This window comes from Micromonospora sp. NPDC047644 (assembly GCF_040704315.1).
In the GTDB taxonomy this organism is placed as follows: domain Bacteria; phylum Actinomycetota; class Actinomycetes; order Mycobacteriales; family Micromonosporaceae; genus Micromonospora.
Genome location: NZ_JBEYSY010000016.1, coordinates 20,170 through 38,615 on the forward strand (window position 1 = coordinate 20,170; position 18,446 = coordinate 38,615).

The 18,446-nt window shown below is 72.0% G+C and carries 18 protein-coding genes; 13 read left to right on the forward strand and 5 right to left on the reverse strand.

The window, feature by feature from the left end; genetic code table 11:
• Window positions 1-7 precede the first annotated feature (7 nt).
• The 8 genes from mycP (at window position 8) to AB0877_RS25040 (ending at window position 9,069) form a co-directional block, all read left to right on the forward strand.
• On the forward strand, window positions 8-1,420 hold the full coding sequence (gene mycP / locus AB0877_RS25005; RefSeq protein WP_366611887.1) for a type VII secretion-associated serine protease mycosin: 1,413 nt from the start codon (window positions 8-10) through the stop codon (window positions 1,418-1,420).
• Between the two features lie 158 nt (window positions 1,421-1,578).
• Window positions 1,579-2,391: a TIGR03936 family radical SAM-associated protein gene (locus AB0877_RS25010; RefSeq protein ID WP_366611889.1), complete on the forward strand. Its 813-nt coding sequence runs from the start codon at window positions 1,579-1,581 to the stop codon at window positions 2,389-2,391.
• 131 nt (window positions 2,392-2,522) lie between these two features.
• Window positions 2,523-5,645, forward strand: a complete 3,123-nt coding sequence (locus tag AB0877_RS25015; RefSeq protein ID WP_366611890.1) for an Rne/Rng family ribonuclease — start codon at window positions 2,523-2,525, stop codon at window positions 5,643-5,645.
• A 115-nt stretch (window positions 5,646-5,760) separates the two neighbouring features.
• Window positions 5,761-6,243 (forward strand): hypothetical protein, encoded by a 483-nt coding sequence (locus AB0877_RS25020; RefSeq protein WP_366611892.1) that lies wholly within the window; start codon window positions 5,761-5,763, stop codon window positions 6,241-6,243.
• 166 nt (window positions 6,244-6,409) lie between these two features.
• Window positions 6,410-6,724 (forward strand): 50S ribosomal protein L21, encoded by a 315-nt coding sequence (rplU, locus tag AB0877_RS25025; protein WP_007464063.1) that lies wholly within the window; start codon window positions 6,410-6,412, stop codon window positions 6,722-6,724.
• Between the two features lie 11 nt (window positions 6,725-6,735).
• Window positions 6,736-6,990 (forward strand): 50S ribosomal protein L27, encoded by a 255-nt coding sequence (rpmA, locus tag AB0877_RS25030; RefSeq protein WP_007464062.1) that lies wholly within the window; start codon window positions 6,736-6,738, stop codon window positions 6,988-6,990.
• Window positions 6,991-7,085: 95 nt separating this feature from the next.
• Window positions 7,086-8,549 (forward strand): GTPase ObgE, encoded by a 1,464-nt coding sequence (gene obgE, locus AB0877_RS25035; RefSeq protein WP_366611893.1) that lies wholly within the window; start codon window positions 7,086-7,088, stop codon window positions 8,547-8,549.
• A gap of 70 nt (window positions 8,550-8,619) precedes the next feature.
• The gene (locus AB0877_RS25040) at window positions 8,620-9,069 is read left to right on the forward strand and encodes a GNAT family N-acetyltransferase (protein ID WP_366611894.1); all 450 of its coding nucleotides are present in this window, start codon (window positions 8,620-8,622) and stop codon (window positions 9,067-9,069) included.
• Between the two features lie 16 nt (window positions 9,070-9,085).
• Here AB0877_RS25040 and AB0877_RS25045 read toward each other — a convergent pair whose 3' ends face one another.
• On the reverse strand, window positions 9,086-9,745 hold the full coding sequence (locus tag AB0877_RS25045; protein ID WP_366611895.1) for a DUF6766 family protein: 660 nt from the start codon (window positions 9,743-9,745) through the stop codon (window positions 9,086-9,088).
• A gap of 65 nt (window positions 9,746-9,810) precedes the next feature.
• A complete protein-coding gene (locus tag AB0877_RS25050) occupies window positions 9,811-10,302 on the reverse strand; it encodes a DUF4383 domain-containing protein (RefSeq protein ID WP_366611896.1) in 492 nt (163 codons plus the stop codon).
• A 216-nt stretch (window positions 10,303-10,518) separates the two neighbouring features.
• On the opposite strand from AB0877_RS25050, the gene AB0877_RS25055 reads away from it, so the two are divergent.
• Genes AB0877_RS25055 through AB0877_RS25065 form a run of 3 tightly spaced genes read left to right on the forward strand, consistent with a single transcriptional unit; the run spans window position 10,519 to window position 12,477 of the window.
• On the forward strand, window positions 10,519-11,364 hold the full coding sequence (locus tag AB0877_RS25055) for a hypothetical protein (protein ID WP_366611897.1): 846 nt from the start codon (window positions 10,519-10,521) through the stop codon (window positions 11,362-11,364).
• 31 nt (window positions 11,365-11,395) lie between these two features.
• The gene (locus AB0877_RS25060) at window positions 11,396-11,863 is read left to right on the forward strand and encodes a phage holin family protein (RefSeq protein WP_366611898.1); all 468 of its coding nucleotides are present in this window, start codon (window positions 11,396-11,398) and stop codon (window positions 11,861-11,863) included.
• Window positions 11,860-12,477 carry a DUF3618 domain-containing protein gene (locus AB0877_RS25065; RefSeq protein WP_366611900.1) on the forward strand — a complete coding sequence of 206 codons (618 nt, stop codon included), beginning with the start codon at window positions 11,860-11,862 and terminating at the stop codon, window positions 12,475-12,477. The genes AB0877_RS25060 and AB0877_RS25065 overlap by 4 nt, the downstream gene beginning before the upstream one ends.
• Before the next feature lie 129 nt (window positions 12,478-12,606).
• On the opposite strand, the gene AB0877_RS25070 is transcribed toward AB0877_RS25065, so the two are convergent.
• Entirely contained in the window at window positions 12,607-13,626 is a 1,020-nt protein-coding gene (locus AB0877_RS25070) for a glycosyltransferase (RefSeq protein WP_366611901.1), read from the reverse strand.
• Window positions 13,614-14,891 (reverse strand): cytochrome P450, encoded by a 1,278-nt coding sequence (locus tag AB0877_RS25075; RefSeq protein WP_366611902.1) that lies wholly within the window; start codon window positions 14,889-14,891, stop codon window positions 13,614-13,616. Before AB0877_RS25075 ends, AB0877_RS25070 begins: the two co-directional genes overlap by 13 nt.
• Before the next feature lie 143 nt (window positions 14,892-15,034).
• Here AB0877_RS25075 and AB0877_RS25080 point away from each other — a divergent pair, with 143 nt between their 5' ends.
• The gene (locus AB0877_RS25080) at window positions 15,035-15,436 is read left to right on the forward strand and encodes a hypothetical protein (RefSeq protein WP_366611904.1); all 402 of its coding nucleotides are present in this window, start codon (window positions 15,035-15,037) and stop codon (window positions 15,434-15,436) included.
• Between the two features lie 120 nt (window positions 15,437-15,556).
• Here AB0877_RS25080 and AB0877_RS25085 read toward each other — a convergent pair whose 3' ends face one another.
• Window positions 15,557-15,775 (reverse strand): DUF397 domain-containing protein, encoded by a 219-nt coding sequence (locus AB0877_RS25085; protein ID WP_030336536.1) that lies wholly within the window; start codon window positions 15,773-15,775, stop codon window positions 15,557-15,559.
• Window positions 15,776-15,844: 69 nt separating this feature from the next.
• Between AB0877_RS25085 and pepN the strand changes: the two genes are divergently transcribed.
• Window positions 15,845-18,361, forward strand: coding sequence for an aminopeptidase N (gene pepN / locus AB0877_RS25090; protein WP_366611905.1), 2,517 nt, complete (start codon window positions 15,845-15,847; stop codon window positions 18,359-18,361).
• Window positions 18,362-18,446 lie beyond the last annotated feature (85 nt).

Genomic DNA, 18,446 nt, shown 5'->3' on the forward strand with positions numbered 1-18,446 from the left:
TGGACGGATGAGGGTGAACGTCGGGGGCCTCCGGCCGGTGGTCGCCTCTCTGCTGGCGGCGTTCCTGGTGGTGGGAGCCGCGCAACCCGCGGCCGCCGCACCCCGGCGGGCCGAGCAGTGGTATCTGGACGAGCTCCGGATCGACCAGGCGCACAAGATCTCGACCGGGCGGGGCGTGGTCGTGGCCGTGATCGACAGTGGTGTCGAGGCCGATCATCCGGACCTGCGCGGTCAGGTGCTCGCCGGTGGCCGCAGCTACGGTGCCTCCGGAGATGGTCGGGTCGACGAGGATGGGCACGGCACGCACATGGCCGGCATCATCGCGGCCAAGGCCAGCAGTGACGGTGTGACTGGGATCGCCCCCGGTGTGAAGATCCTTCCCATCAAGATGCGCAAGGAGGACGGGGTCTACAAGAGCGCCGGGATGGCTCGGGGCATTCGGATGGCCGTCGACGGCGGCGCCAAGGTGATCAACATTTCCATCGGTGGCGCGGGTCTCGTCAACCCCGTGGAAGAGAGCGCAATCAAGTACGCGTTGGACCGTGACGTCGTCGTGGTCGCCTCCGCGGGCAACACCGCCCGCGGCAGCACCGCCGTGGGCAGCCCGGCCAACACCCCGGGCGTGATCGCGGTGACCGGGACGACCAGGGGCGGCGCGTTCTGGCCCGGTTCGGTGCAGGGGCCGGAGGCGGTGGTCGCCGCTCCGGGCGACGGGATCTACAACGTCGCCAACGAGGGAGGCTACGGCTGGGGCGACGGGACCTCCGACTCCAGCGCGATCGTCTCCGGTCTCGCCGCGTTGATCCGGTCGAAATACCCGGACCTCAGCGCACCCAATGTGATCAACCGAATCATCCGGACCGCGCGGGACGCCGGTCCGTCCGGGCGGGACCCGCAGTACGGCTTCGGGGTGATCGACCCGACGCGGGCGCTGACCGCGAACGTGCCACCGGTCACCGCCAATCCGCTGCTCGACCCGGCCGTCGCGGCGACCGACCCGGGCCCGGATCGGGCCGAGGGTGCGGACGAGGAGTTCGACGTCACCCAGCACGGCGATCGTGGTGGCCCCACCGACCAGCAGGTCATGGTGGTCGGCATCGGCATCGCCGTGGTGCTGGTGTTGCTGCTGGGCCTGGTGGTCTTCCTCATCTGGAACCGTCGTCGGTACCGGCGGGAGGCGGCCCGGGCCGCCGACATCCCGGACGAGGTGCTCGACCGGGTGGCGCAGGGCGCGTACCCCCCACCTGACGCGGGTTACGCCCCACCGCCCGGCTACCCGCCCCCACCCGGTCACGCCCCTCCTGCCGGGTATGCGCCGCCATCCGGCTACGCCCCTCCCTCGGGCTACACCCCGCCCCCGCCCTCCGGCTACGGTCCGCCGCCGGGCGGGTCGCCCCCCCCGCCGCCGTCGGAGCGGTAACCGGTTGCGCTCACGGTGGCCGGCTGGTGACCTCCGCGTCGCCGGCCGGCCATCGGCTTTCGCGGCGGGTGGTCTCGGCCGTGGCGACCGGTTCGTGCCCGTCCGTCAGGACGGTTGCGGCCGCCCCGGCTGCGTACCGTCACGAGCCCTGCGCCAGGATGGGTGGACACGCAGGTACACCCGAGGAGCCCACGATCGCCAGAAAGCCTCAACCCGAGGGCGGCCAGGCACCGGTCGTCCAGCGCGTCCGCATCCGGTACGCCAAGCGCGGGCCGCTGCGATTCACCTCGCACCGGGACTTCGCCCGGGCGTTCGAGCGCGCGCTACGCCGGGCGGCTGTGCCGGTCGCCTTCTCTCAGGGTTTCCACCCGCACCCGAAGATCTCCTACGCCAGCGCCGCCCCGACCGGGGTGGCGAGCGAGGCCGAATACCTGGAAATCGCCCTTCAGGCGGCGGTCGACCCGGAGGCGTTGCGCGCCGCGTTGGACGCCGCGCTCTCACCGGGGCTGGACGTCCTGGACGCCGTGATCGCCGAAGGGGGCAACCTGCCGGACCGGATCGAGGCGTCGCACTGGCACATCGAGTTGCCCGAGGTCGACACGGCGGTGCTGCGCGACGCGGTGGACGCCTTCGTCGCGGCCGAGGAGGTGCTGGTCGAGCGGATGACCAAGCAGGGTCGACGTACTTTCGACGCCCGAGCCGCCGTGATATCGATCGATGTCCAACTGCCGACGCCGACGCCTTCCGGGGTGCCGGCCGTACCGTGTGCGATACTCGAACTGGTCGTGCGGCAGGTCACCCCGTCCGTACGGCCCGATGACGTCCTTTCCGGCCTCCGCGTGGTGGCCGACCTGGAGCCGCCGGTTTCGCCGAGGGTGACACGGCTGGCTCAGGGCACGTTGACCGCGCAGGGTGCGATCGTGGATCCGTTGGATGCGGACCGCGACGGGGCAGCCATCGTTGGGCACTGACCGACGGTCGGTGTTCTGGCAGGCAGACTTCGGCGGTCGCGCACCACGCGCGCCCGGCGGAAACACTTTTGCGGCGACCCTGCGTGGCAGCGCTCACCCGCGCCCGGGCTAGCCAGAACTGGAGAACGTCCATGCTCGAGAACGAGCCCGAGGGCGGCGAACGGGCCGGTTCACAGCCGGCCGGTGCAAGCGCCGACCAGAGCACCACGGCCGACGGCGGCGCCGTCGAGACCCCCACCACGGCCGTCGGTTCGGCCTCGGTGGAACCGACCGGCGCGGAGAGCGCTCCTGCTGAGGCCGCCGAACCCGCCGCGCCGGTGCGACGCACCCGCGCGACCCGTCGTCGGGCCGCCCCGCTCAACCAGCCGGAGCAGACCGACGCCCCGATCGAGGCGCCCACCGGTGGCGCCGGCAACGTCGAGTCGCCACAGGCGGAGGTCTTCGCTCCGATCTCCGGTGACCTGGACGTCGCACCGAAGACCCCCCGGCGTCGCCGTAAGGCCACCCCCGTCGAGACGACCGCCGATGAGCCGCTGGTCGCCGCCGCCGCGGAGGCGGCCTCGGCCGAGGTGGTGCCGCCGGTCAAGGTGACCCGTACCCGGCGCAAGAAGGCCACGCCGACGGCCGTCGAAGAGCCGGCCGCCGTCGAGCAGCCGCCCGCCGTCGAGCAGCCGGTCGCGGCCGACGAGCCGGTCGTCGAGGAGCCGGTCGTCGCCGGGGAACCGGCGGAGTCCGACCTGCGCGAGGCCGAGGCCGAGTTGAACGACTCCCCGGCGCTGCCGAGCACGTCCGCCGCCGAGCTGGCCTGGAGCAGCGGTGCCCAGGAGCGCTCCGGCGAGGTGCCACCGGGTGTGGCCGTCTCCGGTGTGACGGATGAGCCGAACGAGCCTGTCGAGATCGAGCCGGAGCAGCCGCGTACCCGTCGTCGGCGCGCCGCGCTCTCCGCGCCCACCGTGCTGTTCATGGCGCCCCAGCCGGACGCCGTGCCGGTGACCCGACCGGCGGAGCCCGCGGCGGTGACCGAGGAGCCGGCCGTCGAGGAAGCCACCGAGCCGTCGCGCCGCCGTCGGCGTGGTCGCCGCGAGGCCGAGCCGGTGGAGCCGATCGAGGCCGTCGAGGCCGAAGAGGAGCCGACCGAGGAGGCCGACGAGGCCGCCGAGGCGGATGAGGACGACGAGGACAGCGCCGCCGCGCGCCGCCGCCGCCGTCGTGGTCGCCGGGGCCGGGGCCGGGGCAAGGGCGGCGCCGACGACGCCGAGGACGAGGAGTCCGAGGAGGCGGCGCAGGCCGACGAGGAAGAGACCGCCGAGGCCGAAGCCGAGGGCGACGAGGACGAGGAGACCGAGGGCGGGGACGGTCTGACCCGTCGTCGTCGCCGCCGCCGCCGTCGTGGCGCCGGTGACACCGAGGGTGCGGCGGACGACGGCGTGCCGACCGTGGTCAAGATCCGCGAGCCGCGCCGGACCGTCGACGAGGTGCAGGGCGTGTCCGGCTCGACCCGGCTGGAGGCCAAGCGCCAGCGCCGCCGGGACGGTCGGGAGCAGCGCCGTACCCGCCCGCCGATCCTCAGCGAATCGGAGTTCCTGGCGCGCCGGGAGGCCGTCGACCGGGTGATGGCGGTCCGCCAGCGCGGTGACCGCACCCAGATCGCCGTCCTGGAGGACGGCGTGCTGGTCGAGCACTACGTCACCCGCAATTCCTCCGGGACGATGGCCGGCAACGTGTACCTGGGCAAGGTGCAGAACGTGCTGCCGAGCATGGAGGCCGCGTTCGTCGACGTCGGTCGGGGCCGCAACGCCGTGCTGTACGCCGGCGAGGTCAACTGGGACACCTCCGGGTTGGAGGGGCGGGCCCGCTCGATCGAGCAGGCGCTGCGCTCCGGCGACTCGGTGCTGGTCCAGGTCACCAAGGACCCGATCGGGCACAAGGGCGCACGGCTGACCAGTCACATCGCGCTCTCCGGCCGGCACCTGGTCTACGTGCCCAACGGCAACGCCTCCGGGATCAGCCGCAAGCTGCCGGACAACGAGCGCAAGCGGCTGCGGGACGTGCTCAAGAAGCTGGTCCCGGACGGCGCGGGCGTGATCGTCCGGACGGCCGCCGAGGGCGCCACCGAGGACGAGTTGGCCCGCGACGTCAAGCGGCTCCAGGCGCAGTGGGAGGACATCCAGGCCAAGGCCGCCGAGGGTGGCGCTCCGGTGCTGCTCTACGGGGAGCCCGACCTGGTCATCCGGGTGGTCCGGGACCTGTTCAACGAGGACTTCCGCGAGCTGGTGATCGAGGGCGAGCAGTCGTACGACATGGTCGAGTCGTACCTGTCGCACGTCTCCCCGGACCTGGTCGACCGGGTGCGTCGGCACGTCGGCACGAGCGACGTCTTCGCCGAGTACCGGATCGACGAGCAGATCATCAAGGGCCTGGACCGCAAGGTCTTCCTGCCCTCCGGCGGCTCGCTGGTGATCGACCGTACCGAGGCGATGACTGTCGTCGACGTCAACACCGGCAAGTACACCGGCTCCGGGGGCAACCTGGAGGAGACCGTCACCCGTAACAACCTGGAGGCGGCGGAGGAGATCGTCCGTCAGCTCCGGCTGCGGGACATCGGCGGCATCGTGGTGATCGACTTCATCGACATGGTGCTGGAGTCGAACCGTGAGCTGGTGCTGCGCCGACTCACCGAGTGCCTGGGCCGGGACCGCACCAAGCACCAGGTCACCGAGATCACGTCGCTCGGCCTGGTGCAGATGACCCGTAAGCGGATCGGCGCGGGCCTGCTGGAGGCGTTCAGCGAGACCTGCGAGTGCTGCAAGGGCCGGGGCGTCATCATCCACACCGAGCCGGTGCCGGAGAAGCCTCGCGCCGCCGGCGCGGGGGAGAAGGTCAAGGCGGTCGCCTCAGCGGTGACTCCCGCTCCGGCGGCCGAGCAGAGTGCCCCCTCGTCCCGCCGCCGGGCCCGCAAGAACGCCCCGGCCGCCGCCGAGCGGACCGCTGTCGAGGTCGTCGACGCCGACTCCACGCCCGAGCCGGACGCCGACTACCAGGACACCATGGGCTACGACCTGTCCCGCTACGAGTCGGACACCGCCGCCGCGCCGGCGATCTCCGATGCTCAGCAGGGTGAGTCGGCTCGGTTGGCCGCGGCGGACGACCCGGACGCGCTCGCCGACGCCGAGGGCGACGAGGAGAGCGCCGAGGGCGGTGGCGGTCGTCGCCGCTCGCGTCGCGGTGGCGCCCGTCGGCGGACCCGCCCCTGAGCGCCTGACCGGCCACATGTTTGACGAGGTCCCTCTCCCGGCAAAGTGACGGGGGAGGGACCTCGCCGTTGTGGCCACCCCGTCCTCGGTCGGCTGTCCCGGTCAGGAGAAGAAGATGCGCCGTCTGCTCGCGGTCACCGCGCTGCTCACCATGCTCTCCGTCGCGGCCGGCTGCGCCACCGGTACGACCGCCGAGGACGCCGGCTCGGTGGTCGCCGGCACCCCAGGGGGCCAGACCGGCATGCCGGCCAGCGGTGGCGTGGCGGGCGGCAACGCCACCCAGGTGTGCGCCGCGGCGCAGGAGGCCAGCACCACTGCCGCTCGGACGTACGTGGCTGAGCTGGGTCGGATGCTGGCGGCGGTGGGTGCCGGGGACAGCCGTACGGCCGAGGCTGCCCGGGGTCGGGCCGAGGGAGCGCTGGCGGGCTGGCGGACCGTCCTGCGGGAGCAGTCGGAGCGGACCGACGATCCGCAGCTCAAGACGCTGCTCACCGACCTCGGCACCGAGGTTTCCGCGCTCGGTGCCGACGTCGAGTCGATCGACGAGACCGAACTCGACCGGCTCCAGCAGCGCCTCGACCAGCTCTGCGCGCGCTGAGCAGGGCGGGCCGGTTTGGGGTCCGGGCCAGCGATGGCGTACTCTTGCCTGCGGCCCACCTTTGGTGTGCCGAGTTCCCGTGTGCCCGCGCCGCCGTGCACTGCTACCCGGCGAGCCGCTGCGGGAACGACCGCCAGCAGCCTCAACGACAGGGAGTCCGCCTCCGATGTACGCGATCGTCAAGACCGGCGGCAAGCAGTACAAGGTCGCCGAGGGCGACGTGATCGAGGTCGAGAAGCTCACCGGTGCCCCCGGTGACGCGGTGAAGCTCACCGCGGTGCTCCTCGTCGACGGTGACGACCTGGTGACCGACGCGGCGAAGCTTGCCGAGGTCGCGGTGTCCGGCGAAATCGCCGCGCACACCAAGGGCCCGAAGATCCGGATCCACAAGTTCAAGAACAAGACTGGCTACCACAAGCGCCAGGGTCACCGTCAGCCGTTGACCCAGGTCAAGGTGACCGGCATCTCCAGCGGGAAGTAGGTCGTCCTCCAATGGCTCACAAAAAGGGTGCGTCCAGCTCGCGTAACGGTCGTGACTCCGCGGCCCAGCGACTCGGCGTGAAGCGCTTCGGTGGTCAGGTCGTCAGCGCCGGTGAGATCATCATCCGGCAGCGTGGCACCAAGTTCCACCCCGGTGACCTGGTCGGCCGTGGTGGCGACGACACGCTGTTCGCGCTGTCCGCCGGTGCGGTCCTGTTCGGCACGAAGCGCGGTCGCAAGACCGTCAGCATCGTTCCGCAGCAGTAGTTCTCTTCGCTCAAGCGGGCCGCGGACCTCCGGGTCCCGGCCCGCTTAGCCTTTTCCGAAGTGCGGGGTTGGACCTCGCTGGAAGGATTGACGCCGTGGCAACGTTCGTTGACCGGGTCGTGCTGCATCTGCAGGCCGGCGATGGCGGGCACGGTTGTGTCTCGATCCACCGCGAGAAGTTCAAGCCCTTCGGTGGACCGGACGGCGGCAACGGTGGGCACGGGGGCAGTGTGTCCCTGGTGGTCGACCCGCAGGTGACCACGCTGCTCGACTTCCACTTCCACCCGCACGTCAAGGCCGACAACGGCAAGGGCGGCGCCGGCTCGAACCGGGACGGGGCCAACGGCCGCAACCTGGTGCTCAAGGTGCCCAACGGCACAGTGGTGCAGGCCCCCGACGGCACGGTGCTGGCCGACATGGTCGGTGCCGGCACCACCTTCGAGGTCGCCCGTGGTGGGCGCGGCGGGCGGGGCAACGCCTCGCTGGCCAACGCCAAGCGCAAGGCGCCCGGCTTCGCCGAGCTGGGGGAGCCCGGCGACCAACTGGACATCGTGCTGGAGCTGAAGAGCGTCGCCGATGTGGGCCTGGTGGGCTTCCCGTCCGCCGGCAAGTCGTCGCTGATCTCGGTGATCTCCGCCGCGAAGCCGAAGATCGCCGACTACCCGTTCACCACCCTGGTGCCCAACCTCGGCGTGGTCCGGATGGACAACCACACCTTCACCGTCGCGGACGTGCCGGGCCTGATCCCCGGCGCGGCCACCGGTAAGGGCCTGGGCCTGGAGTTCCTGCGGCACATCGAGCGCTGCGCGGTACTGGTGCACGTCATCGACTCGGCGACCCTGGAGCCCGGCCGCGACCCGGTGGCCGACATCGACGCCATCGAGGCGGAGCTGAGCCAGTACGGCGGCCTGGCCGACCGCCCCCGGCTGGTCGCCGTCAACAAGGTCGACGTGCCGGACGGCCGCGACCTCGCCGAGATCGTGCGCCCCGACCTGGAGGAGCGCGGTTACCAGGTGTTCGAGGTCTCCGCGGCCACCCGGGAAGGGCTCAAGGAGTTGACCTACGCGATGGCCGAGCTGGTCGACGCGGAGCGTAAGGCCGCTCCGCCGGCCGAGCCGACCCGGATCGTCATCCGCCCGATCGCCGTGGACGACGACGGTTTCACCATCACGGCCGAGGCGGACGGCTCGTTCACTGTGCGCGGTGTGCGGCCGGAGCGCTGGGTCAAGCAGACCAACTTCGACAACGACGAGGCGGTCGGCTACCTGGCTGACCGGCTGGCCCGGCTCGGGGTGGAGGACAAGCTGGCCAAGGCCGGCGCGCAGCCCGGTGACCTGGTGCGGATCGGCGCGCGCGAGTTCGACTGGCAGCCGACGCTCTTCGCCGGCGTGGAGTTCGTGCCCGGTAACCGGGGCACCGACGTCCGCCTGGAGGAGAAGTCGAACCGGGCCTCCGCCGCGGATCGGCTCGCCGCCCGGAAGGCTCGCCGGGTGCGCCCGGAGGACGAGGTGGGCGCGGACCTCTCCGACGACGACATCGACGAGAGCGACGCCGAGTAGTTCGTTGCGCTCCGTGGTGGGGTTGATTTCCGGAAACCTCCCCGAAATCCACGCGTCCTAGCGTGGGGTGATGCTGATCGAGTCCCGGCCTGCCACCGATCCGGAGATCGCCGCCATGGTCGTCGCGCAGCAGCGTGAGCTGCGCGAGGCCGATGGTGGGTTGGACGGGCAGGTCTTCGTCCCCCACGACGACGTCCACTACCTGGCGGTGGTGCTGAACGGTCGGGCGGTCGCCTGCGGTGGGCTCCAGGCGCTCGACGCCGAGACCGGCGAGGTCAAGCGGATGTACGTCCGGCCCGCGTACCGGGGGCGGGGGATCGGTCGCCAGTTGCTGGCCGCGCTGGAGGAGTGCGCGTTCCGGCAGGGGCAGTCGGTGGTCTGCCTGGAGACCGGCACCTACCTGCCGGCCGCGATCGCCCTGTACACCGCGTGCGGCTACCAGCAGATCCCGGTGTACGGCGAGTACGTGGGCAACCCGTACAGCGTCTGTTTCGCCAAGCGGTTGCCGGTCGCGGCCTGACGGCCGCGTCGACGTCTCAGGCGCCGGTGCTGGCGTGCTCGACGGTGACCGGCTTCGACTCCGGTGAGGCGTGCTGGCGCAGCACGATGCTCAGCAGGATCAGCGCGCCGACCGCGAGAAACTCGCTCTGCCAGTTCTGCATGGACTGGAACCAGAAGTCGCTGGTGCCCAGGAACTCCCACACCCCGATCGGTGGCGCCCCGCTCTGGAGCGCCTGCTCCTGGTTGTACGCGGCGGTGCCACCGAGCAGGTGCCCGACGAACGAGCCGGCGAAGATCAGTAGCAGGGCGAGGGAGAGGCTGTTGCGGTAGACCACCAGCGGCAGGCCGCCGACGCGTACCGGCCAGGGTGACCGCGGGGTCGCCCGGCGCTCGTCGTCCTCGGGCCGGTCGGTCTGGTCCACCGGTTTCGACTCGGCCGAGCCCCGCTGCACCAGGTACGCGGTGAGCAGCACGTACCCGCCCATCTGGAGGAACTCGGACTCCCAGTTCTCGAAGACCGCCTCGACGAAGTGCCCACTGTTCAGGTACGACGGCCAGCTCAGCGGCGCGGCCCCGAACTCAGTCAATTCCTCGTTGTGGGTCTGCCAGCCGAAGACGCTCTGCAACACCAGGAAAACCAGGAACGCCCCGAACATGGCGACGGCCAGGGCGTTGTCACGCAGCCAACGGGGCATGACGCCACCTCCTCCGCCTGCCGCTTACCCCGACGGGCGTGACTCGGAAACCCCGAAGGTCCAGCTCAGTGCCGGTTGGCGGGGTTGTCCAGGCGTCCGCCGGTGCCGGCCTGGTTGGACAGCAGCAGCCCGAGCGCGAGCATCCCGAAGCCGAGCGCCAGGTGCAGCCAGTTGTCGGCGTCGTTGACCGGCAGGATGTTCGCCCCGCCCTCCGGGTTGATCGCCTCGATCGCCAGGCCGTACAGCCAGAGGGCGAGGTAGACCGCGCCACCGGCGGCCAGGAAGACGCGGGCACCGGCGACGCTGCGGGCCAGCGCCAGGCCGACCAGCCCGAAGAGCAGGTGCACCACGTTGTGCAGGATCGACACCTGGAACAGCCCGAGCAGGTGGGCGTCGGAGTGGTGCCCGCCGAACCGCAGCTCGCCGTAGTCGGTGGTGATGCCGGGGATGAAGCCGAGGACGCCGATCAGCAGGAAGACCCCGGCCACCACCAGCGCGGCCAGCTGGACCCGGGGTCGGGGACCGGCCGCTCGGCCGCCTCGTGCGTCTCGTGCCATCGCTGCCCCCTTCGTGGATCTGCCTCACTGTCCGCAGCGGCGACGTGACGCAGCCCGACGATCCTCCATTTTGAAGACCAACCAGGGGGCCGCGCAGATAAATGCACGAAGAGGTATGGAAGCCAAAACGCAGGGTAGGTCAATGGTCAGCGGCGACGGCAACGCGCCGCATCCCCCCAGCACAACCGCGACGACTTTCTGAGCGGAAGGGACATCATGACTTACGATCTTTCACCTACGTCTTCCACGTACGGGCAGCAGTCGACCAACGGCGGTGGCGTCCGCGACCAGGCGCGCCAGGTCGGGTCGGAGGCTGCGCAGGCTGGTGGCGCGGTCGCCCAGACCGCCAAGGAGCAGGGCGCCGAGGTCGGCCGCGAGGCGGCCCGGCAGGCCCGCAACCTGTACGGCGAGGCCCGCAGTCAGCTGGCCAGCCAGACCGGTGAGCAGCAGCGCCGGGCTGCCGGCGGGTTGCGTTCGCTGGCCGACGAGATGCGCTCGATGGCCGAGCAGGGTGGCCAGGCCGGCCCGGTGAGCGAGCTCGCCCGCCAAGCCGCCGACCGGGTGCACGGTGTCGCCGGCTGGCTCGAGGAGCGTCAGCCCGGCGACCTGATCACCGAGGTACGCGACTACGCGCGGCGTAACCCGGGCACCTTCCTGGTCGGCGCGGCGGTGCTCGGTGTGCTGGCCGGCCGGCTGACCCGTGGCATCTCGGCCGCCGGCGACGACTCCGGCAACGGTTCCTCGACCTTCCGGGGCGCCGGGGCGTACGACCCGGAGCAGACCGCGGTGATCCCGACGCCGCCGCCCGCGCCCCGCGCGGTCCCGGACGCCGTCCCGCCGGGCGGCTACCTCGACCCGACCCCCGGTACGCACACCCCGCCGACGTCCGGTGGCTACGCCGACCAGACGCCCGGTACCTACGCCGACCCGGCGCCCGGTGACTACGCCGAGCCCACTCGTGGCGACCACCCGGAGCACTCCGGCACCGGCCAGCCGCTGCCGCCGGTGACCCAGACCGACCCGCTGCCGGGCGTGCCGTCCAGCGGCAGCCCCCGCCCGTGAGCCGCCGAGTCATCCGAAGGGAGGCGACGGCATGAGCATGCCGACGCAGGGGTCCGGACTGGACTCCGGTTACCACCCCGACGCGGGTGCTCCGCACACCGCGTCGGAGGTGAAGAACAGCTCGCTGGGTGACCTGATGCGTCAGGTCACCACCGACCTGTCGACGCTGATGCGTCAGGAGGTCGAGCTGGCCAAGGCCGAGATCCGGCAGGAGGGCAAGAAGGCCGGCAAGGCCGCGGGCCTCTTCGGCGGTGCCGGCTTCGGTGGCTACATGGTGGCCCTGTTCGTGTCCATCGCCATCTGGCAGTTCCTGGACAACGTCATGGACTCGGGCCTGGCCGCGCTGATCGTGGCCGTGATCTGGGCCGTGGTCGCCGCCGTCCTCTACTCGATGGCCAAGAAGAACGCCCAGCACGTACGCGGGCTCAAGCAGACGAACGACAGCGTGCAGCGGATCCCCGACGCGCTCAAGCCGCACCCGGAGGGAGTCACCCGATGAGCACCGACCCCGATCAGATCCGCCGGGAGATCGAAGCCACCCGTAACAGCCTCAGCTCCGACGTGGACGCGCTGGCGTACAAGGTCAGCCCGAGCCGCATCGTCGACGACCGCAAGCAGCGGGCTCGTTCCGCTCTGCAGAATGTGAGGGACAAGGTCATGGGAACCGCGTCTGACCTCGGCCACGGCACCGGCCACGCCGCCCACTCGGTGGGTGACCGCGCCTCGTCGGCGGCCTCCAGCGTCAGCGACGCCGCGCACTCGGCGGCGACCACCGTCAGCGACGCCGCGCACAGCGCGCCGCGGGTGATCCGGCAGAAGTCCCAGGGCAACCCTCTCGCCGCCGGCCTGATCGCGTTCGGGGTCGGCTGGCTGGCCTCGTCGCTGATCCCGGCCTCCCGCCGTGAGCAGGAGGCCGCCGCCCAGGTGAAGGCCAAGGTCGGCGAGCACAGCGGGGCGGTGAAGGAGAAGCTGAGCGAGGTGGCCAGCGAGCTGCGCGAGCCGGCCCAGCAGGCCGCCGAGTCGGTGAAGTCCACGGCTCAGGACGCCGTGCACGCGGTCAAGGACGACACGAAGTCCGCCGCCCACCAGGTCAAGGACCACGCCACTCCCTGAAACACCCCGACAGGCACGACAGCTCGCGGTCATCCTCGGGTGCCCGCGAGCTGTCGCGTCGAGGTCCGTGCCGATCGTGCGCGTCGGGGTCCGCGCCGATCTTGCAGTTTCGGCTGGGGTTCTGTGTGCCTACCGGCGGTAATGTCCCCACCGGAAGTGCAAGATCGCGGGGAGCTGTGGGGTGCGCGGGGCGGGGTTGGCGGCTCGGCGGATCCGGGTGTCGCCGTAGCGGACGCCGCCCAGCAGGAGGCGTCGGGTGACCGCCAGCCAGCCGCACACACCGCGTTCCAGCAGCCAGAGTGGGGCCGCCAGCGCCGTGGCCGGCGGGAACACCCGGGTGCCGCCCGCGCGGCGGCGGCCCACCTCGGCCAGGGCGACGACACCGGCCACCGCGCCGAGCAACAGCCGGGGGCGGCGCGACGCGACCGCCACGGCCGGCAGCACCGCGAGCGCGATCAGCAGGCGAGCCGGCTGAGCCAGATCGTCGTACGCCTGGCGCACCCGTTGACCACGGAAATGCGCGGCGTCGGGAGGCAGCCGGCGGACGTACAGCCAGGCCGGAGTCGCCTCGGTGCCGCCGTACCCGCGCACCGTGCGGATCAGCTCCAGGTTCTCGAAGAGCACGTCCGGGTCGTACCCGCCCATGGCGAGGAAGGTGCCGCGCCGCACGGCGAGGGTGCCCGGGTAGTCCGCCCCGAGCGCCCGGTTGAGCAGGCTCCGGCCGGTGTCCCACCAGGCGTGCCAGGGCAGCGGGTCGAAGTAGTTCTGCGGTCGTACCAGGTCGGCCTTGTCGAGCAGACGGTGTACCGCGGTCAGCGCCGACTCGTCGTACCGGACGTCGTCGTCGGCGATCACCACGTGCTGATGGCCGGCCGCGCGGACACCGGTGTGTACGCCCAGCACCTTGCCGTTGAGCCCACGCTCAGCCGGATCTGGTGGAAGGTGCCGGACCAGCCCCCGCCACGCCTCGGCGTGCCGGGCGAAGAGAGGCGGAGGTGAGCCGTCGACCACGAGCACCTCCACCCGGTCACCCAGCCAGCGCAGGTAGTCGGTCAGCTCGGTCAGCCCGGTGTCGGTGTGCCAGCGCAGCGGCAGCACGTACGACATCGGTAGGCGGGTCGCTTCGGTCCGCCCGGTCACCTCGACCACGCACGATCATCGTCCGTCCGGGAGGAGTGGCGGACGTTGGTGAGGGTCAGCCCGAGAGGCGGCAGCGCGGGCATCCGGTGCAGATCCAGGGCCAGGTTCTGGACCGGCACGTCGTAGCGCATGGTGGTGGTCAGGTTGGTGACCGCCCGCTTCATCAGGTCGATGGTGATCCACTCGCCGGCACAGCGGTGCCCGGCCCAGTGGTCGCCGCCGCCCTGCGGGATCAGCTCGTACGGGTCCACCCGGCGGCCGGCGAACCGCTCCGGACGGAACAGCTCCGGTTGTGGCCAGAGCGTCGGGTGGTGGTTGGTGCCGTAGAGGTCGAGCAGCACCCGCCGACCCTTCGGGAAGTGGTGGCCCTGCCAGTCGAAGGACCGCCGGACCCGGGCGGCCGCCATCGGGAAGAACGGGTAGTAACGGCGTACCTCCTGGACGAAGTGCTCGGTGGACTCGTCGTCGTCGCGGACCCGTTCCCGCCAGGCCGGATGGTCGTGCAGGGCGAGCGCGGCGAAGGTGATGTACTGGTCGATGGCGACCACCGGGCGCAGGACGTTGAGCAACTCCACCGCCGCGATCCGCCGGGGCAGGAGGTCGCCGCGCCCGTCGCGGTGTTCGGCGATCACGGCCAGGGCGCTGCCGGTCGGCGCCGGGGCGAAACCGACCCGGGTCTGTTCGATGAGGTCGGCGAGCCAGCGTTCGGCGCGGTACCGGGCGATCCGTCCCCGCCAGTGTCGGGGTCCCAGCACGGCGGGGGCCTCGATCATGGCGTGCAGCTCGACGGCGCGGCGCTCGACCTGTGACGCGGGCAGCGGCACCCCGGCCCAGGCGCAGACCACCCGGGTCAGCAGCCGACCCAGCTCGTCGTAGAGCGACACCGGACCGGCATGCTCCCAGGCGGCGACCCGGGCCCGCCACTCGTCGTCGAAGAGCTGACCGAGCCGCTGAATCGCCGCCGGCGTCATGATCGACATGAACATGGCCTTGCGGTCGACGTGCTCCGGCCCGTCCAGCCCCTGCACCCCGCCCCTCCCGGTCAGGGTCCGCTGCACGCGCAGCGGCATCGCGGTGGCGCGCTGGAAGCGGTCGTTGTCGTAGAACAGCTCCGCCGCGGGCCGGCCGCGCAGGCAGATGGTCGGGGCGAGCAGGATCCGGGTCGTGAAGACGTCGCTGCCGTACCGTTCGCAGCGCTCGCCGATGAACCGGTAGCCGGCGCGGCGCAGTGCGAGGGTGCTGTCCGGGCTGCGGTCGGCCGGCATGGTCGCCATCGGGTCTCCTCACGCGCGCGCTCGCGGGTGGTCGCGCTCGCGGCTGCGCTTACCCCCGTCGTCGCCGCTGAACCCCGCTCGGCTGGCCCCTCCCAGGGGCGGCGGAACCTGGTTTGCTGGTGCAACGAGCACGGGGAGGGCGGATGCGCGACAACAGAGCGCCGCACTGGCGGCAGCGGCGGGTGGCCGGTGCACTGGGCGGGGGCCGCGACGGGCGGTCCCTGATCGGGCCGCCTCGGCGGCCCACCCGTCCGCATCGGTTCTTCACGGTGCACCTGGGCTTCACCGCGCCCGGCCCGGCCGAGGCGCGCGAGCTGGCGGTGGCGTACGCGGAGGCGTTGAGCCTGCTGCGCTCGGAGGTGGCGCTCGGTGCGGCGGCCCTGTCACCGGCGGACGCCTGGCAGCGCGCCGAGCGGCTGTTCTGCGGATCGGTCGGCCCGGACGGAGAGCGTTGCGTCGACGTCGCCGACCATCCCGGGTTCCACCATGCCCCGGGCCCGGGTGGCCTCGGTTGGGGCGACGGCGACGGCCCCGGTGATGGTTGAGCACCGGCCCCGGGTGGCCGACTCAGAGGTGCGCCGGCCGGCCCGCCAGCGCGGCCGTGCCGGTGTCCCGATCACGGGCACCGGCACGGCGATCCGCCACCGACTGGTCGGCGGGCACGGTCAGTCCAGGTCGAACTCGCCGTCCTGCGCGCCGGCCACGAAGGCGTCCCATTCGGCCTGGGTGAAGACCAGCACCGGCCCGTCCGGCTCGGCCGAGTTGCGCATCCCGATCAGGTCGTCGACGAAGGCGACCTCGACGGCGCTGTCGGAGGTGTCCCCTTCGGCCCGCTGCCAGACCGCCCGAGAGAGGTCGAAGTCGCCCTTGGGGTGCTGCGCCATGGTTCTTTCCTCCAGTGCCGAGGGTCGTGTGGTGACCGGGTGCCGATCCCCATCGGGCAGGATAAGCGGATGCCGAGCCTGACCCGTGTAGAGGCGACCGCGCGTGGCGCGGCGATTACTGTCGAGTCCTATCAGGTGGACCTCGACCTGACCGCTGGCGGCGACCTGTTCCGCTCCCGCGTCGAGATCCGGTTCCGGGCCACCCCCGGCGCCGCGACCTTCGTCGAGGTCAGGCCCGTCACACTGCACGGTGTACGCCTCAACGACCGTGACCTGGACCCCGGCCTGCTCACCGACAACCGGCTGCCGCTCGACGGGCTGGCCGAGGAGAACACGCTCGTCGTCGAGGCCGAGATGGCGTACTCGAAGACGGGGGAGGGGATGCACCGTTTCGTCGACCCGGCCGACGGCGAGACGTACCTCTACGCCACGTCCTTCCTCGACAACGCGCAGCGCATCTTCGCCGCCTTCGACCAGCCCGACCTCAAGGCCCCGATCACCCTCTCGGTCAGCGCGCCGTCGCAGTGGATCGTCACGGGCAACGCCGAGCTGGCCGCCAACCCGGCCCCCGGGCGTTGGGAGTTCGCCCCGAGCGCGCCTCTGGCGACCTACTTCTTCTCGCTGATCGCCGGGCCGTACCACGTCCGGCGGGCCGAGCACGACGGCGTGCCGCTGGGCATCTACTGCCGCCGGTCGCTCGCCGAGCACCTGGACGCCGACGCCGACGAGATCTTCACCGTCACCCGGCAGTGCCTGGACCGGTTCCACCAGCTCTTCACCGAGCGCTACCCGTTCGGCAAGTACGACCAGGCGTTCGTGCCCGAGTTCAACGCGGGGGCGATGGAGAATCCGGGCATCGTCACCTTCCGCGACGACTATGTGTTCCGTTCGGCGGTCACCGACACCGAGCGCGAGCAGCGGGCCACCACCATCGCCCACGAGATGGCGCACATGTGGTTCGGTGACCTGGTCACCATGCGCTGGTGGGACGACCTGTGGCTGAACGAGTCCTTCGCCGAGTACCTCGGCACCCGGGTCACCGCCGAGGCGACCCGCTTCGACCAGGCCTGGACGACCTTCGCCATGCGGCGCAAGGCCTGGGGCTACGCCGCCGACCAGCGGCCCTCCACCCACCCGATCGCCCCGCCGGAGGTCGTCGATGCCGAGGCGGGCCTGCTCAACTTCGACGGCATCTCGTACGCCAAGGGTGCCAGCGTGCTGCGGCAGCTGGTCGCGTGGCTCGGCGACGAGGCTTTCCTCGCCGGCCTGAACGCGCACTTCGCCGCACACCGCTTCGGCAACGCCACCCTCGCCGACCTGCTGGCCAGCCTCTCCGCCAGCAGCGGACGGGATCTGTCCGACTGGGCCGAGCTGTGGTTGCGCCGCCCGCAGGTCAACACGCTGCGTGCCGAGGTCGAGGTGGACGCGGACGGTCGCTACCGCGAGGTGGCAGTGGTGCAGACCGCGCCCGAGTCGTACCCGGTGCTGCGCCCGCACCGGGTCGGCGTGGGGCGCTACTCGATGGACGGCGCAGCGCGGCGCGACGAGGTGGACATCGACCCCGACGCCGACGGGGGTCGTACCGTGCTCGGTGCGTTGACCGGCGAGCCGGCGGCCCGGTTGTTGCTGCTCAACGACGGTGACCTCACCTTCGCGAAAGTGCGCCTCGACCCGGCGTCGGCGGACGTCGTCCCGCAGGTGCTGCCCGCTCTGACCGATCCGCTGACCCGGGCGGTCCTCTGGCGCGAGGCACTCGACGCGACAACCGACGGCGAACGGCCGGTCACCGGCCTGGTCGACCTGATGGCCGCGGCGCTGCCCGCCGAGACCGAGGTGATCATCGCGGAGGACGTCCTGACGCTCAGCCGGTCTTTGGTCGACCGCTACCTCGACCCGCTGACCCGTTCCGCGGCGCTGGCCAGGGTCGCGGGGACGTGCCAGCGGCTGCTCGACGGCGCGCCGGCCGGGGAGTCGTTGCAGCTCGCCGCCGCCCGGGGTTGGATCGCCGCGACCACCGACGCGGATCTGCTGGTCGGTTGGCTCGCCGGCCGGGACGTGCCGGCCGGCCTGAAGGTCGACGCGGAGTTGCGTTGGGCGGTGCTGCGTCGCCTGGTGGTGCTGGGGGCCGCCGGCGAGGCGGAGATCGCCATCGAGGCCGCCGCCGACGTCAGCGCCACGGGCGCGGAACGGGCCGCCCACTGCCGGGCAGCCCTGCCCGACCCAACGGCGAAGCAGGCCGCCTGGGAGATCATCGTGCGGGACACCGACCTGTCCGGTCGGCTGCTGGAGGCGATAGCCGAGGGGTTCTGGCAGCCCGAGCAGGTCGACCTGACTGCCGCGTACGTCGATCGGTACTTCGCGGAGATGCCGGCCGCCGCGCACCGGCGTACCCCGTGGACGGCCGACCGGGTGGCCGCCCTGGCGTTCCCCCGCTACGCCGTGGCGCAGCCCACCCGGGAGGCGGCCGCGGCGCTGCTGGCCCGCGACGACCTGACGCCCGGCCTGCGCCGGGTGGTGACCGACGCCGACGACGACCTGCGTCGCGCGCTGGTCGCCCGGACGGCGGTGGCCGCCGCCTCGGCCTGACCGCTCTGCCCGCGCCTGCCGTGCGGCGCGCCTGCCGCGCCGTCTGATCCGTCGGATGGCGCCTCCTTGATCGACTCGGTTCTCA

Bases quoted from the DNA above. Each gene is read 5' to 3' on its own strand.
- mycP (WP_366611887.1), top strand. From the start codon at position 8: ATGAGGGTGAACGTCGGGGGCCTCCGGCCGGTGGTCGCCTCTCTGCTG.
- AB0877_RS25010 (WP_366611889.1), top strand. From the start codon at position 1,579: ATGGGTGGACACGCAGGTACACCCGAGGAGCCCACGATCGCCAGAAAG.
- AB0877_RS25015 (WP_366611890.1), top strand. From the start codon at position 2,523: ATGCTCGAGAACGAGCCCGAGGGCGGCGAACGGGCCGGTTCACAGCCG.
- AB0877_RS25020 (WP_366611892.1), top strand. From the start codon at position 5,761: ATGCGCCGTCTGCTCGCGGTCACCGCGCTGCTCACCATGCTCTCCGTC.
- rplU (WP_007464063.1), top strand. From the start codon at position 6,410: ATGTACGCGATCGTCAAGACCGGCGGCAAGCAGTACAAGGTCGCCGAG.
- rpmA (WP_007464062.1), top strand. From the start codon at position 6,736: ATGGCTCACAAAAAGGGTGCGTCCAGCTCGCGTAACGGTCGTGACTCC.
- AB0877_RS25040 (WP_366611894.1), top strand. From the start codon at position 8,620: ATGCTGATCGAGTCCCGGCCTGCCACCGATCCGGAGATCGCCGCCATG.
- AB0877_RS25045 (WP_366611895.1), bottom strand. From the start codon at position 9,745: ATGCCCCGTTGGCTGCGTGACAACGCCCTGGCCGTCGCCATGTTCGGG.
- AB0877_RS25050 (WP_366611896.1), bottom strand. From the start codon at position 10,302: ATGGCACGAGACGCACGAGGCGGCCGAGCGGCCGGTCCCCGACCCCGG.
- AB0877_RS25055 (WP_366611897.1), top strand. From the start codon at position 10,519: ATGACTTACGATCTTTCACCTACGTCTTCCACGTACGGGCAGCAGTCG.
- AB0877_RS25060 (WP_366611898.1), top strand. From the start codon at position 11,396: ATGAGCATGCCGACGCAGGGGTCCGGACTGGACTCCGGTTACCACCCC.
- AB0877_RS25065 (WP_366611900.1), top strand. From the start codon at position 11,860: ATGAGCACCGACCCCGATCAGATCCGCCGGGAGATCGAAGCCACCCGT.
- AB0877_RS25075 (WP_366611902.1), bottom strand. From the start codon at position 14,891: ATGGCGACCATGCCGGCCGACCGCAGCCCGGACAGCACCCTCGCACTG.
- AB0877_RS25080 (WP_366611904.1), top strand. From the start codon at position 15,035: ATGCGCGACAACAGAGCGCCGCACTGGCGGCAGCGGCGGGTGGCCGGT.
- AB0877_RS25085 (WP_030336536.1), bottom strand. From the start codon at position 15,775: ATGGCGCAGCACCCCAAGGGCGACTTCGACCTCTCTCGGGCGGTCTGG.
- pepN (WP_366611905.1), top strand. From the start codon at position 15,845: ATGCCGAGCCTGACCCGTGTAGAGGCGACCGCGCGTGGCGCGGCGATT.